The organism is Escherichia sp. E1130 (assembly GCF_005781065.1).
Lineage (GTDB): Bacteria > Pseudomonadota > Gammaproteobacteria > Enterobacterales > Enterobacteriaceae > Escherichia.
Genome location: NZ_VATL01000022.1, coordinates 1 through 11,827, shown reverse-complemented (window position 1 = coordinate 11,827; position 11,827 = coordinate 1). Strand labels below are relative to the sequence as shown.

The following is an 11,827-nucleotide window of genomic DNA, read 5'->3' as shown; positions in this document are numbered from 1 at the left end:
CATTCCAAAAATTAAGGACGTGGCTTGTCAGACGACGGATGAAGCAAGAGACGATCGCCGCAAAGGCGATGCGATAGCAGATTAACTCTTGTTCCCTTCGCAGGTATTAGCCTGATCAGGTTCCGCGGATCCCGAATGAACGGTCTCAGCCAGTTAAGGCACTCCGACAAGAAATTAGCCCCGCAAACGGGGCGTTGAATGTAAATTACGCGTTAACAGCGCAGAACTCAAGCAAGATGTTTGACGCGAGCGGCGTCAAGTACCAGCAGAATCAGCTTATCTTCCAGTACGAAGCGTGCTTCCAGCGCCTCGCCGATGTCAGATAAAACCTGTTGAAACTCAAGGTAATTATCATGATCGATGGCGGTTTCCAGGCTGGAATCATAGTAATCCATAATCTGTTGCGTGTTGGCTTCCAGCTGCGGCCAAATCTTCGCGGCATGAGCGAGTTGCCCGTTGCCTTCCAGTTTATGAAGAATGCGTTCATAAATACTGAAATGTCCGGCAGACAGGTAGTCGACCAGACTCTGGCAAAAATCATCAAGGGCTTTTTCATTCAGCCTCATGTACGATTCTTTGCCAGGCTTAATGCCAACCAGATTGTAGTAAGCCACGAGCAGATGCTTACGTACATGTAGCCAGCGATCAACCAGTTTGTTACTTCCTCTGACGTGCTCCGTCAGGTTATCGAGCTGGTTAAGCATGATTGACTCCGCAAGTTTGTCTTCAAAAACTGCTCAGTGAGAAATGTAAAAACCATGTTAAACATGCCAGTGATGCAAAGGTAGTGCAAGAGCTATGGATCGTATAATTGAAAAATTAGATCACGGCTGGTGGGTAGTCAGTCATGAACAAAAATTATGGTTGCCGAAGGGAGAATTACCATACGGCGAAGCGGCAAATTTCGATCTTGTGGGTCAGCGCGCACTACAAATCGGCGAATGGCAGGGAGAACCTGTTTGGCTAGTGCAACAGCAGCGCCGTCACGATATGGGCTCGGTGCGCCAGGTCATTGATCTGGATGTCGGGCTGTTTCAATTAGCCGGACGTGGTGTGCAACTGGCGGAGTTTTATCGCTCGCATAAATACTGCGGTTACTGCGGGCATGACATGTATCCGAGCAAAACCGAATGGGCGATGCTATGCAGCCACTGCCGTGAGCGTTACTACCCACAAATCGCTCCCTGCATTATCGTTGCCATCCGTCGCGATGATTCAATCCTACTTGCTCAGCATACCCGGCATCGTAACGGTGTCCATACGGTACTCGCCGGATTCGTCGAAGTGGGCGAAACCCTCGAACAGGCAGTCGCGCGGGAAGTGATGGAAGAGAGCGGCATCAAAGTCAAAAACTTGCGGTACGTGACTTCCCAGCCGTGGCCGTTTCCTCAGTCTTTAATGACCGCGTTTATGGCGGAATATGACAGCGGCGACATCGTGATCGACCCGAAAGAATTGCTCGAGGCGAATTGGTATCGCTATGACGATTTGCCGTTACTTCCACCGCCCGGCACCGTAGCGCGCCGTCTGATAGAAGATACGGTGGCGATGTGTCGGGCAGAGTATGAGTGATGATACACTGACCGCCTGACGCACTAAGGAACAGCCAAAATGACCGAACTTAAAAACGATCGTTATCTGCGGGCGCTGCTGCGCCAGCCCGTTGATGTCACTCCAGTATGGATGATGCGCCAGGCGGGCCGCTATCTACCGGAATATAAAGCCACGCGCGCCCAGGCGGGCGATTTTATGTCGCTGTGCAAAAACGCCGAGCTGGCGTGCGAAGTGACTTTGCAACCGCTGCGTCGCTACCCGCTGGATGCGGCGATCCTCTTTTCCGATATCCTCACCGTGCCGGACGCGATGGGGTTAGGGCTCTATTTTGAAGCCGGAGAAGGTCCGCGTTTTACCACACCAGTCACCTGCAAAGCCGACGTCGATAAACTGCCAATTCCGGACCCGGAAGATGAGCTGGGTTACGTGATGAACGCGGTGCGTACCATTCGTCGCGAACTGAAAGGCGAAGTGCCGCTGATTGGTTTTTCCGGCAGCCCGTGGACGCTGGCGACCTACATGGTCGAAGGCGGCAGCAGCAAAGCGTTCACCGTGATTAAAAAAATGATGTATGCCGATCCGCAGGCGCTGCACGCGCTACTCGATAAACTGGCGAAAAGCGTCACTCTGTACCTGAATGCGCAGATTAAAGCCGGTGCTCAGGCAGTGATGATTTTCGACACCTGGGGCGGCGTGCTAACCGGGCGCGATTATCAACAGTTCTCGCTCTATTACATGCATAAAATTGTTGATGGTTTACTGCGTGAAAACGACGGTCGCCGCGTACCGGTCACGCTGTTTACCAAAGGTGGCGGACAGTGGCTGGAAGCCATGGCAGAAACCGGTTGCGATGCGCTGGGCCTCGACTGGACAACGGACATCGCCGATGCGCGCCGCCGCGTGGGTGATAAAGTCGCGCTGCAGGGCAATATGGATCCGTCGATGCTGTATGCGCCGCCTGCCCGCATTGAAGAAGAAGTGGCGACAATCCTTGCCGGTTTCGGTCACGGTGAAGGCCACGTCTTTAACCTCGGCCACGGTATCCATCAGGATGTGCCGCCAGAACATGCTGGCGTATTTGTGGAGGCAGTGCATCGCCTGTCTGCGCCTTATCATCAGTAAGGAGTGGTTATGGATCTCGCGTCATTACGCGCTCAACAACTTGAACTAGCTTCTTCTGTGATCCGCGAGGATCGACTCGATAAAGATCCGCCGGATCTGATCGCTGGAGCCGATGTCGGGTTTGAGCAGGGCGGAGAAGTGACGCGAGCGGCGATGGTGCTGCTGAAATACCCCTCGCTTGAGCTGGTGGAGTATAAAGTGGCCCGCATCGCTACTACCATGCCTTACATTCCAGGTTTTCTTTCCTTTCGCGAATATCCTGCGCTGCTGGCAGCGTGGGAGATGCTGTCGCAAAAGCCGGATTTAGTGTTTGTCGATGGTCACGGGATCTCGCATCCGCGCCGTCTTGGCGTCGCCAGCCATTTTGGCTTATTGGTGGATGTGCCGACCATTGGCGTGGCGAAAAAGCGGCTCTGCGGTAAATTCGAACCACTCTCCAGCGAACCGGGTGCACTGGCCCCGCTGATGGATAAAGGCGAGCAGCTGGCCTGGGTCTGGCGCAGCAAAGCGCGCTGTAACCCTCTGTTTATTTCTACTGGCCATCGGGTCAGTGTGGATAGCGCGCTGGCGTGGGTACAACGCTGCATGAAAGGCTATCGTCTGCCGGAGCCAACGCGCTGGGCGGACGCGGTGGCCTCGGAACGTCCGGCGTTCGTGCGCTATACAGCAAATCAGCCCTAATTCAGGTAAACTGCGGATAATTTCCGTATTTGAGAACTCAACATGTTACAAAACCCAATTCATCTGCGTCTGGAGCGCCTGGAAAGCTGGCAGCATGTCACTTTCATGGCTTGTCTGTGCGAACGCATGTACCCCAATTACGCTATGTTCTGCCAGCAAACCGGTTTTGGCGATGGGCAAATTTATCGGCGTATTCTCGATCTCATCTGGGAAACGCTGACCGTCAAAGACGCAAAAGTGAATTTCGACAGCCAACTGGAGAAATTTGAAGAAGCGATTCCTTCAGCGGACGATTTCGATCTGTACGGCGTTTATCCGGCAATCGATGCCTGCGTGGCGTTAAGTGAACTGGTCCATTCGCGTTTGAGTGGTGAAACGCTCGAACACGCGGTGGAAGTGAGTAAGACCTCCATCACGACCGTTGCGATGCTGGAAATGACTCAGGCTGGTCGCGAAATGAGCGATGAAGAGCTTAAAGAAAACCCAGCTGTAGAGCAAGAATGGGACATTCAGTGGGAAATATTCCGACTTTTAGCTGAGTGCGAAGAACGCGATATCGAGCTGATAAAAGGCCTTAGGGCAGACCTGCGTGAGACGGGCGAGAGCAATATTGGTATAATTTTTCAGCAATAAGACCAGAAAACGTGAATTAACGCCTGATTTGTCGTACCTGGAGTCTTCCCTTTCGCCCCCCGTCTGGTCTACATTTGGGGGGCGAAAAAAAGTGGCTATCGGTGCGCGTATGCAGGAGAGTGCTATTCTGGCATTTCCGTCGCACTCGATGCTTAGCAAGCGATAAACACATTGTAAGGATAACTTATGAACAAGACTCAACTGATTGATGTAATTGCAGAGAAAGCAGAACTGTCCAAAACCCAGGCTAAAGCTGCTCTGGAGTCCACTCTGGCTGCAATTACTGAGTCTCTGAAAGAAGGCGATGCTGTACAACTGGTTGGTTTCGGTACCTTCAAAGTGAACCACCGCGCTGAGCGTACTGGCCGCAACCCGCAGACCGGTAAAGAAATCAAAATCGCCGCTGCGAACGTACCGGCATTTGTTTCTGGCAAGGCACTGAAAGACGCAGTTAAGTAAGATTGCGTGGCAGTGAACAGTTTTAACGAAGGGGTGGTTTCACCCCTTTTGTCTTTCTGGCGTCGCTCATTGATGCTGGCAGGCGCGCTGTTTCTTACTGCTTGTAGCCATAACTCCTCACTTCCTCCCTTTACCGCCAGTGGATTTGCTGAAGATCAGGGCGCGGTACGCATCTGGCGAAAAGACAGCGGCGATAATGTCCATCTGCTTGCCGTATTTAGCCCGTGGCGCAATGGCGATACCACGACGCGAGAGTATCGCTGGCAGGGCGATAACCTCACGCTTATCAATATCAATGTTTACAGCGAACCGCCGGTGAACATTCGCGCGCGTTTTGACGATCGCGGCGATCTGAGCTTTATGCAACGTGAATCCGACGGGGAAAAGCAGCAGCTTTCTAACGACCAAATTGATTTATATCGTTATCGTGCTGACCAAATCCGCCAGATTAGCGATGCCTTACGTCAGGGGAGAGTCGTGCTGCGTCAGGGGCGCTGGCATGCGATGGAACAGACCGTGACCACCTGCGAAGGGCAAACCATTAAACCTGATTTAGATTCGCAGGCGATAGCGCATATCGAGCGCCGCCAGAGCCGCTCTTCTGTTGATGTCAGCGTGGCATGGCTGGAAGCGCCCGAAGGTTCGCAATTACTGTTGGTGGCAAACTCTGATTTCTGTCGCTGGCAACCCAACGAGAAAACGTTCTGATTTACCAGTGGCCCATTCCCATATGACCGCCACCACCACCGCAGCCGCCGTAACCCATGCCCATTCCGGTACCGCGCGGAATACCCGCTTCAGCCATCGCAATATCCCGTTTCACCCGTAACTCATCTAACGACTGACGCAAAGCCTCCATCTCTTTGGCGACCGCGTTAATTTTGCTGCTATCCGGTGGATTAGCGGCTAACAGGGCATTGTATTCATAACGCTTCGTCACCAGTTGCTGTTGCAGTGCGCTGCTTTGAGCGTAAAAGTCATTATGGATTTTCTGCCACGCTGTCTGTTGTTCGCTGGTCAAAGGCACGGCATTTTGCTGCCACATACCGTGTCCGCCGTGAGCAAATGCAGATGTCGATCCCATCGTCATTGCTGAAAGCGCCATCATCACCAGGGCAATTTTCGTGTTCCGTTTCATGGTTAATCCTCCAGTGGTTGTCTTACTTTGGGTATTGCATCTTTCGTGCCAACAACGAAACGCTGATATGACGGGCAATCTGGCGTGATAAGCGAGTAAAAATGACTCGCCTGCTGTGGGTAACGAGTCATTTTTACTCATTGAAACTTAAGTCTTTGTGTTACAGCGCAGGGTAAGCGCTGCTAAAAGATGGCATGATTTCTGCTGTCAAAAAGGGATGAACAGGCAAAGAAGAAGATACGTTTTATGCGACGTTCTAAAGACACCTTAGCCAAATGGTTAAGCGCGATCCTCCCCGTGGTCATTGTTGGGCTGGTGGGATTGTTTGCGGTAACTGTGATTCGTGATTATGGGCGGGCAAGCGAGGCTGACCGTCAGGCATTACTGGAAAAAGGTAATGTGCTCATTCGCGCTCTGGAGTCAGGAAGCCGCGTAGGGATGGGGATGCGAATGCACCATGTGCAGCAACAGGCGCTTCTGGAAGAGATGGCTGGCCAGCCTGGGGTGTTGTGGTTTGCGGTCACCGATGCACAGGGCATCATTATTCTTCATAGCGACCCCGAAATGGTTGGGCGTGCACTCTATTCGCCGGATGAAATGCAGCAGTTAAAGCCAGAGGAAAACTCCCGTTGGAGACTGCTTGAGGATGCAGAAAAAACGCCTGCGCTTGAGGTCTATCGTTTGTTCCAGCCAATGTCATCGCCCTGGCGGCATGGTATGCACAATATGCCGCGCTGTAACGGCAAAGCTGTGCCACAGGCAGAAGCACAACAGGCTATTTTCATCGCCGTTGACGCCAGCGATTTGGTTGCAACCCAGAGTGGGGAAAAGCGCAATACCCTGATTATCCTCTTCGCTCTGGCGACGGTAATGCTGGCAAGCGTGTTGTCATTCTTCTGGTATCGCCGGTATCTGCGCTCGCGCCAGCTTCTACAAGATGAAATGAAGCGCAAAGAGAAGCTGGTGGCACTGGGGCATCTGGCGGCAGGCGTTGCCCACGAAATCCGTAACCCACTTTCCTCGATTAAAGGGCTGGCGAAATACTTTGCCGAACGCGCGCCAGCAGGGGGAGAAGCGCATCAACTGGCGCAGGTGATGGCGAAAGAAGCCGACCGTTTAAACCGCGTGGTAAGCGAGCTGCTGGAACTGGTTAAACCAACGCATCTGGCTTTGCAGGCGGTGGATCTCAACACTCTGATTAACCACTCATTACAGCTGGTAAGCCAGGATGCAAACAGCCGGGAGATCCAGTTACGCTTTACCGCCAACGACATGTTGCCGGAAATTCAGGCCGATCCGGACAGGCTGACTCAGGTCCTGTTGAATCTCTATCTCAATGCTATTCAGGCGATTGGTCAGCATGGCGTGATTAGCGTGACGGCCAGCGAAAGCGGCGCAGGCGTGAAAATTAGCGTTACTGACAGCGGTAAGGGAATTGCGGCGGATCAGCTTGAAGCCATCTTCACCCCGTATTTCACCACGAAGGCCGAAGGCACCGGACTGGGACTGGCGGTCGTGCATAATATTGTTGAACAACACGGTGGTACAATTCAGGTCGCAAGCCAGGAGGGAAAAGGCGCAACGTTCACCCTCTGGCTTCCGGTCAATATTACGCGTAAGGACCCACAAGGATGACGCACGATAATATCGATATTCTGGTGGTGGATGATGACATTAGCCACTGCACTATTTTGCAGGCATTGCTGCGCGGCTGGGGCTATAACGTCGCGCTGGCGAACAGCGGGCGACAGGCGCTGGAGCAGGTGCGGGAACAGGTTTTTGATCTTGTGCTTTGCGATGTGCGAATGGCAGAGATGGACGGCATCGCCACGCTGAAAGAGATCAAAGCGTTAAATCCGGCGATTCCGGTACTGATTATGACCGCTTACTCCAGCGTCGAGACGGCGGTAGAGGCGTTGAAAACCGGGGCGCTGGATTATCTCATCAAACCGCTGGATTTCGATAACCTGCAGGCGACGCTGGAAAAGGCGCTCGCGCATACGCACAGTGTCGATGCTGAAATACCTGCGGTGTCCGCCAGCCAGTTCGGTATGGTCGGTAAAAGCGCAGCGATGCAACACCTGCTCGGTGAAATTGCCCTTGTCGCGCCATCGGAAGCCACGGTGCTGATCCACGGCGATTCCGGTACCGGTAAAGAGCTGGTCGCCAGGGCGATTCACGCCAGTAGCGCACGTAGCGAAAAACCGCTGGTAACGCTCAACTGTGCGGCACTCAACGAATCCTTGCTGGAATCTGAATTGTTCGGTCACGAAAAAGGGGCGTTTACCGGGGCCGACAAACGGCGGGAAGGGCGCTTTGTTGAGGCGGATGGCGGCACGCTGTTTCTCGATGAAATTGGCGATATCTCGCCGATGATGCAGGTCCGTCTGCTGCGTGCGATTCAGGAGCGTGAAGTTCAGCGTGTCGGCAGCAACCAGACTATTTCGGTCGATGTCCGGCTGATTGCCGCGACCCATCGCGATCTTGCCGCAGAGGTAAATGCCGGGCGTTTTCGCCAGGATCTCTACTATCGCCTGAACGTGGTGGCGATTGAAGTGCCATCGCTGCGGCAACGGCGGGAGGATATTCCTCTGCTGGCTAACCATTTTCTTCAGCGGTTTGCCGAACGCAATCGCAAAGCGGTAAAAGGCTTTACGCCACAGGCAATGGATCTGTTGATTCATTACGATTGGCCGGGAAATATTCGCGAGCTGGAAAATGCGGTGGAACGGGCGGTGGTGCTGCTGACCGGGGAATATATTTCCGAACGCGAGCTGCCGCTGGCGATTGCGAGTACGCCGATCCCGCTGGCGCAAAGTCAGGATATTCAGCCGCTGGTGGAAGTGGAAAAAGAGGTGATTCTGGCGGCACTGGAGAAAACGGGCGGCAACAAAACCGAAGCCGCCCGTCAGTTAGGGATCACGCGTAAAACGCTATTGGCAAAACTGTCGCGTTAGTTCTGCTCGCGTTCGATAGCGCGCCAGCCGATATCTTTCCGGCAGAAGCAGTCATCCCAGTGGATATCGGTCATTAAGGCATCGGCGCGTTTCTGCGCCTCTGCCACGGTATGACCCAGCGCGGTGATGCAAAGTACGCGCCCGCCGCAGGTCACTACCTGCTCGTCATCCGCCAGTTTCGTGCCAGCGTGGAACACTTTGCCGCCTGCCACTTCTTCCAGCGGCAGGCCGTGGATCACATCGCCGGTGCGGTAATCAGCCGGATACCCGCCCGCAGCCATCACCACGCCGAGAGATGCACGTTCATCCCACTCTGACGTTTTCTCGTCCAGCTTGCCTTCACAGGCTGCCAGGCAGAGCTCAACCAGATCGGACTTCATGCGCAGCATAATCGGCTGGGTTTCCGGATCGCCAAAGCGGCAGTTAAATTCAATAACCTTCGGATTGCCCTGTTTGTCAATCATCAGGCCCGCGTAGAGAAAACCGGTGTAGGTGTTGCCTTCCGCTGCCATGCCTTTCACGGTTGGCCAGATGATACGTTCCATGGTGCGCTGATGAACTTCATCGGTTACTACCGGCGCAGGGGAGTAAGCGCCCATCCCGCCAGTGTTTGGCCCGGTATCTTTATCGCCTACGCGTTTGTGATCCTGGCTGGTGGCCATCGGCAGCACATGCTCGCCGTCCACCATCACGATAAAGCTCGCTTCTTCGCCATCGAGGAACTCTTCGATAACAATGCGATGACCAGCGTCGCCAAACGCGTTGCCCGCCAGCATATCGTGAACAGCCGCTTCCGCTTCTTCCAGCGTCATCGCTACGATAACGCCTTTCCCGGCGGCCAGACCGTCCGCTTTAATGACGATTGGCGCGCCTTTCTCACGCAGATACGCCAGCGCAGGTTCTACCTCGGTGAAGTTCTGGTATTCCGCCGTAGGGATTTTATGGCGGGCCAGGAAATCTTTGGTAAACGCTTTCGAGCCTTCAAGTTGCGCGGCATCTGCGGTTGGGCCGAAGATTTTCAGCCCGGCGGCGCGGAAGGTATCAACCACGCCTTTCACCAGCGGCGCTTCCGGGCCGACGATGGTTAGATCTACCTTTTCGTTTTGCGCGAAATCCAGCAGCGCTGGGATATCGGTCACGCCGATAGCGACGTTTTGCAGCGTGGGTTCCAGCGCAGTGCCTGCGTTACCCGGAGCAACAAAAACAGTCTCAACCAGCGGCGACTGGGCCGCTTTCCAGGCTAGCGCGTGCTCGCGCCCGCCGTTACCAATGACTAGTACTTTCATCTGTCGCTCCATTAATGGCGGAAGTGGCGCATATCGGTGAAGAGCATCGCAATACCGTGCTCGTCGGCGGCGGCAATCACTTCGTCATCACGGATAGAACCGCCAGGCTGGATTACGCAGGTCACGCCCGCAGCGGCTGCGGCATCAATACCGTCGCGGAACGGGAAGAACGCGTCAGAAGCCATAGAGGAACCTTTCACTTCCAGACCTTCATCGGCGGCTTTAATACCGGCGATTTTCGCGGAGTACACGCGGCTCATCTGGCCCGCGCCAATTCCGATGGTCATATTGTTTTTGGCATAGACGATTGCGTTGGATTTCACAAACTTCGCTACTTTCCAGCAGAACAGCGCATCACGCAGTTCCTGTTCGGTCGGCTGGCGTTTGGTGACGACGCGCAGTTCTTCCGCGCCGACCATCCCCAGGTCACGATCCTGAACCAGCAAACCGCCGTTCACGCGTTTGAAATCAAGACCCGGAACACGCTCGCCCCACTGACCGCAGGTCAGGACGCGAACGTTCTGTTTGGCGGCGGTGATTTTCAGGGCTTCTTCGCTGGCGGACGGCGCAATAATCACTTCGACAAACTGACGAGAAATGATGGCCTGCGCGGTTTCAGCATTCAGCTCGCGGTTAAAGGCGATAATGCCGCCGAATGCGGAGGTTGGGTCGGTTTTGTACGCGCGATCGTAAGCATCAAGAAGGGAATTACCGATAGCCACGCCGCAAGGGTTGGCGTGCTTCACAATCACACATGCCGGCTCGGCGAACTCTTTCACGCACTCCAGCGCCGCATCGGTATCGGCGATGTTGTTATAAGAGAGGGCCTTACCCTGAACCTGGGTTGCGGTGGCAACGGAGGCTTCTTTCACATTCTCTTCTATATAGAAGGCAGCCTGCTGGTGGCTGTTCTCGCCGTAGCGCATATCCTGCTTCTTAATGAAGTTCAGGTTCAGCGTGCGCGAGAAGCGACCGGCGGCTTCTTTGCTTTCGCCGTGGTAAGCCGGAACCATGCTGCCGAAATAGTTGGCAATCATGCTGTCGTAGGCGGCGGTGTGTTCGAAGGCTTTGATGGCAAGGTCGAAACGGGTTGCAAGCAGAAGCGATCCTTCGTTGGCATCCATTTCATCAATAATGGCAGCGTAGTCGCTGCTCTTCACCACGATGGCGACATCTTTATGGTTTTTGGCGGCGGAGCGCACCATGGTTGGGCCGCCGATATCAATGTTCTCAACCGCATCTTCCAGCGAGCAGCCTTCACGCGCCACGGTCTGGGCGAACGGATACAGGTTAACAACCACCATATCGATAGGCTGGATCTGATGTTCTTCCATAATGGCATCGTCCTGGCCGCGACGGCCCAGAATGCCACCATGTACTTTCGGATGCAGGGTCTTCACGCGTCCATCCATCATCTCCGGGAAACCGGTGTAATCGGAAACTTCGGTTACCGGCAGACCTTTTTCTGCTAACAGACGGGCAGTGCCCCCTGTAGACAGCAGCTCCACACCGCGTGCGGAAAGTGCCTGGGCGAATTCGACGATACCGGCTTTGTCAGAAACACTGAGCAGAGCGCGGCGGACTGGACGACGTTGTTGCATGGTAAATCCCCTGGATTTGACTATTACAGAGAGCGTTAGCTGAATTTTTCGCGAAAAACTCAGCTAACGCCCCTAACGGGGCATCCTTATTTTTCGCCCGCATTGTAACGAAAACGTTTGCGCAACGCTCGCGAATTTTTCTCTTTCAATGGCGATCACTATTTTGACTGTGCTTACCGTGTGAGAAATGCAGAAATTATGCTGATGATTGTGGATAACTCTGTGCGTAAAAAGGTATAAAGCGGGGTTTTGCTGGGGAATGCAGCAGTCAGTCATTTTTTTGCAATTTTTCTATTGCGGCCTACGGAGAACTCCCTATAATGCGCCTCCATCGACACGGCGGATGTGAATCACTTCACACAAACAGCCGGTTCGGTTGAAGAGAAAAATCCTGAA

At 54.0% G+C, this 11,827-nt stretch carries 12 protein-coding genes and 1 riboswitch; of the genes, 8 read left to right on the top strand and 4 right to left on the bottom strand.

The window, feature by feature from the left end; translation table 11 throughout:
- Positions 1-75: 75 nt before the first annotated feature.
- Positions 76-176, bottom strand: a riboswitch (TPP riboswitch).
- Positions 177-227: 51 nt separating this feature from the next.
- Positions 228-704 carry an Rsd/AlgQ family anti-sigma factor gene (locus tag FEK66_RS19790; protein WP_000934290.1) on the bottom strand — a complete coding sequence of 159 codons (477 nt, stop codon included), beginning with the start codon at positions 702-704 and terminating at the stop codon, positions 228-230.
- 94 nt (positions 705-798) lie between these two features.
- On the opposite strand from FEK66_RS19790, the gene nudC reads away from it, so the two are divergent.
- From nudC to FEK66_RS19760, 6 genes are all read left to right on the top strand, one after another.
- Entirely contained in the window at positions 799-1,572 is a 774-nt protein-coding gene (gene nudC / locus FEK66_RS19785) for an NAD(+) diphosphatase (protein ID WP_130210155.1), read from the top strand.
- A 39-nt stretch (positions 1,573-1,611) separates the two neighbouring features.
- The gene (hemE, locus tag FEK66_RS19780; RefSeq protein WP_130261378.1) at positions 1,612-2,676 is read left to right on the top strand and encodes a uroporphyrinogen decarboxylase; all 1,065 of its coding nucleotides are present in this window, start codon (positions 1,612-1,614) and stop codon (positions 2,674-2,676) included.
- Positions 2,677-2,685: 9 nt separating this feature from the next.
- A complete protein-coding gene (gene nfi, locus FEK66_RS19775) occupies positions 2,686-3,357 on the top strand; it encodes a deoxyribonuclease V (protein WP_130259135.1) in 672 nt (223 codons plus the stop codon).
- A gap of 42 nt (positions 3,358-3,399) precedes the next feature.
- Positions 3,400-3,990, top strand: a complete 591-nt coding sequence (locus tag FEK66_RS19770) for a YjaG family protein (protein WP_130210161.1) — start codon at positions 3,400-3,402, stop codon at positions 3,988-3,990.
- Positions 3,991-4,176: 186 nt separating this feature from the next.
- The gene (gene hupA / locus FEK66_RS19765; protein WP_001044513.1) at positions 4,177-4,449 is read left to right on the top strand and encodes a nucleoid-associated protein HU-alpha; all 273 of its coding nucleotides are present in this window, start codon (positions 4,177-4,179) and stop codon (positions 4,447-4,449) included.
- Positions 4,450-4,461: 12 nt separating this feature from the next.
- Positions 4,462-5,157 (top strand): DUF1481 domain-containing protein, encoded by a 696-nt coding sequence (locus FEK66_RS19760; RefSeq protein WP_130210175.1) that lies wholly within the window; start codon positions 4,462-4,464, stop codon positions 5,155-5,157.
- A gap of 1 nt (position 5,158) precedes the next feature.
- On the opposite strand, the gene zraP is transcribed toward FEK66_RS19760, so the two are convergent.
- Positions 5,159-5,587 carry a zinc resistance sensor/chaperone ZraP gene (gene zraP, locus FEK66_RS19755; protein WP_130210163.1) on the bottom strand — a complete coding sequence of 143 codons (429 nt, stop codon included), beginning with the start codon at positions 5,585-5,587 and terminating at the stop codon, positions 5,159-5,161.
- 237 nt (positions 5,588-5,824) lie between these two features.
- Between zraP and zraS the strand changes: the two genes are divergently transcribed.
- A complete protein-coding gene (gene zraS / locus FEK66_RS19750) occupies positions 5,825-7,222 on the top strand; it encodes a two-component system sensor histidine kinase ZraS (protein ID WP_131161711.1) in 1,398 nt (465 codons plus the stop codon).
- Positions 7,219-8,544, top strand: coding sequence for a sigma-54-dependent response regulator transcription factor ZraR (gene zraR / locus FEK66_RS19745; protein WP_130210167.1), 1,326 nt, complete (start codon positions 7,219-7,221; stop codon positions 8,542-8,544). The genes zraS and zraR overlap by 4 nt, the downstream gene beginning before the upstream one ends.
- On the opposite strand, the gene purD is transcribed toward zraR, so the two are convergent.
- Together purD and purH are read right to left on the bottom strand one after the other, a co-directional pair.
- On the bottom strand, positions 8,541-9,830 hold the full coding sequence (gene purD / locus FEK66_RS19740) for a phosphoribosylamine--glycine ligase (protein ID WP_135495463.1): 1,290 nt from the start codon (positions 9,828-9,830) through the stop codon (positions 8,541-8,543). The two genes, zraR and purD, sit on opposite strands and share 4 nt — an antisense overlap.
- A gap of 11 nt (positions 9,831-9,841) precedes the next feature.
- Entirely contained in the window at positions 9,842-11,431 is a 1,590-nt protein-coding gene (purH, locus tag FEK66_RS19735) for a bifunctional phosphoribosylaminoimidazolecarboxamide formyltransferase/IMP cyclohydrolase (protein ID WP_135495464.1), read from the bottom strand.
- Positions 11,432-11,827: the final 396 nt, after the last annotated feature.

Bases quoted from the DNA above. Each gene is read 5' to 3' on its own strand.
- nfi (WP_130259135.1), top strand. From the start codon at position 2,686: ATGGATCTCGCGTCATTACGCGCTCAACAACTTGAACTAGCTTCTTCT.
- hupA (WP_001044513.1), top strand. From the start codon at position 4,177: ATGAACAAGACTCAACTGATTGATGTAATTGCAGAGAAAGCAGAACTG.
- purH (WP_135495464.1), bottom strand. From the start codon at position 11,431: ATGCAACAACGTCGTCCAGTCCGCCGCGCTCTGCTCAGTGTTTCTGAC.
- hemE (WP_130261378.1), top strand. From the start codon at position 1,612: ATGACCGAACTTAAAAACGATCGTTATCTGCGGGCGCTGCTGCGCCAG.
- FEK66_RS19790 (WP_000934290.1), bottom strand. From the start codon at position 704: ATGCTTAACCAGCTCGATAACCTGACGGAGCACGTCAGAGGAAGTAAC.
- zraP (WP_130210163.1), bottom strand. From the start codon at position 5,587: ATGAAACGGAACACGAAAATTGCCCTGGTGATGATGGCGCTTTCAGCA.
- nudC (WP_130210155.1), top strand. From the start codon at position 799: ATGGATCGTATAATTGAAAAATTAGATCACGGCTGGTGGGTAGTCAGT.
- FEK66_RS19770 (WP_130210161.1), top strand. From the start codon at position 3,400: ATGTTACAAAACCCAATTCATCTGCGTCTGGAGCGCCTGGAAAGCTGG.
- purD (WP_135495463.1), bottom strand. From the start codon at position 9,830: ATGAAAGTACTAGTCATTGGTAACGGCGGGCGCGAGCACGCGCTAGCC.
- zraR (WP_130210167.1), top strand. From the start codon at position 7,219: ATGACGCACGATAATATCGATATTCTGGTGGTGGATGATGACATTAGC.